The sequence below is a fragment of the Streptomyces racemochromogenes genome, assembly GCF_044129415.1.
GTDB lineage: Bacteria > Actinomycetota > Actinomycetes > Streptomycetales > Streptomycetaceae > Streptomyces > Streptomyces racemochromogenes_A.
Map to the genome: position 1 here is coordinate 1 of NZ_JBBDHD010000279.1, position 1,834 is coordinate 1,834.

Below are 1,834 nucleotides of genomic sequence, written 5' to 3' on the forward strand. Positions count from 1 at the left end.
TACAAAAAAAAACACGAAAGCCCCCTTCCCTTAACGGTAATGGTGGGATCTTATTTTTTTATAATAAAAAGGGGCCGCCCCGAGCGCGAGCCCGGCGCCGCCCCAGCCGAGGACGGCGCGGCGCGAGGGCGCCGCGGCGCCTCCGGCGGACTCCTGGGCGGATTCCTGGGCGGATTCCTGGGCCTCGGACACCTTCGGCTCCTGGGCGTCGGTCATGGTTGGGATCTCCCGCTCTGCCTGGCTGTGGACTACTTGGCGACCGCGGCGGCCAGCTTCGAGAGCGGCTCGGCCAGGGCGCTGACACCGTCCGAGAGCTCCTTGCGCTCGGCCTCGCCGACCTTGTCGTACGCGGTGAACTCGTAGCCGTTCTTGTCCGCCCGGTACTTGTCCAGGAGGGTGTTCAGCGCGGCGAACTGGGTGTCCAGCTGCTTGGCGAGCTCGGGGTCGTTCTTCGCGGTGACGGCCTTGAGGAGCTCGTAGGACTTCTCGGCGCCCTCGACGTTGCCCTTGAAGTCGACCAGGTCGGTGTGGCTGTAGCGCTCCTCCTCGCCGGTCACCTTGCCGGTGGCGACCTCGTCGAGGAGCTCCTTGGCGCCGTTGGCCATGGAGGTGGGGGTGATCTCCGCCTCGCCGACCTTCTTCTGCCAGGCGGTGAGGTCGGTGATCAGGGTGTCGGCGAGCTTCTTGTCGTTGTCGTCGATCTTGTTCTCCTGGAAGAGGGACTTCTCCAGGCGGTGCCAGCCGGTCCAGTCCTTCGCCGGGTCCTGGCCGGCCTCCAGGCCGTCCTCGCGGACGTCGACCTTCGGGTCGATGTCGCCGAAGGACTCGGCGACCGGCTCGGTGCGCTCCCAGCCCAGGCGGGAGGGGGCGTAGGCCTTCTTCGCGGCCTCCAGGTCGCCGGCCTTGACGGCGTCGGCGAAGGCCTGGGCCTTCGGCATGGTCTCGTCGGCCTGCTCCTGGACGTACTTGCGGTACGCGGCCACGGCGGCGTCCAGCTCGGGGCTGCGCTTCTCGGTGGCGCCCTTGCCGGTGGCCTTGACCTTGGTGCGGATGCCGTCGCCCTTCATGCCGGGCTTGCAGGTGAAGAGGTAGTCGCCCGCCTTGATCTCGGCGGTGATGGTGGCCTTGGTGCCCGGGCCGATGTTCTCGCGCTCGGCGACGATGCGGTCGTCCGGGAAGAGCACGTACAGCTCGGTGACCTTGGAGCCCTTGTTCTCCACCTCGATGGAGACCTTGCCCGCCGGGAACTCGGTCTTGGAGACCTCGCACGCGCTGTCGGTCGCGTTCACGTGGATCGCGTCCGAGCCGCCCTTGTCGCTCTTCTCCGCGCAGCCGGTGACTGCGGTGAGCGCGGCGACGGCTGCGGCCGCGGTGAGAACGGTGAGGCGGGCGGGGCGCATGAGGGCTCCTGGCGGGGTGGAGGCGTGGGGCGGCCTGGTGAGGCGGACCTAACTTAACCGAGGCTTACCTGACCGATGCCCACTCGTCCAGTGATTCAGCTCTCACCTTCCGGCCCGGGACACGGGCCCGTCACGGCCCCTCCATGGGCGGCTCAAGCGAAGGTCAAGCGGAAGTCAAGTCCCCTCCGCGTTCCGTGCGGGACCGGGGTTGCCGTCCGGTTTTCCCGGCCTTCGGCAGGCGGAGGGAGCACCGGGGGCGCACCGGTGCGCGCGTGCGGGAGCGCTCCGCGGCCGCGGCGCACGGCCGCGCCCCCGGCGCGGGCCCGGGGGGGGGGGGGGGCGGGGGGGTTTTGGGGGGGGGGGGGTTAACAACGGTTTTAAATTTTTTTTTGGGGGTGTGGGGGTGGGGCGGTACGCGTTGGGGTGGTTGGGGG

At 69.0% G+C, this 1,834-nt stretch carries 2 protein-coding genes; both read right to left on the minus strand.

Going from position 1 to position 1,834, the window contains the following annotated elements; translation table 11 throughout:
* Positions 1–30 precede the first annotated feature (30 nt).
* Entirely contained in the window at positions 31–216 is a 186-nt protein-coding gene (locus tag WDV06_RS36750) for a hypothetical protein (protein ID WP_395514142.1), read from the minus strand.
* Between the two features lie 32 nt (positions 217–248).
* A complete protein-coding gene (gene efeO, locus WDV06_RS36755; protein WP_395514143.1) occupies positions 249–1,400 on the minus strand; it encodes an iron uptake system protein EfeO in 1,152 nt (383 codons plus the stop codon).
* Positions 1,401–1,834 lie beyond the last annotated feature (434 nt).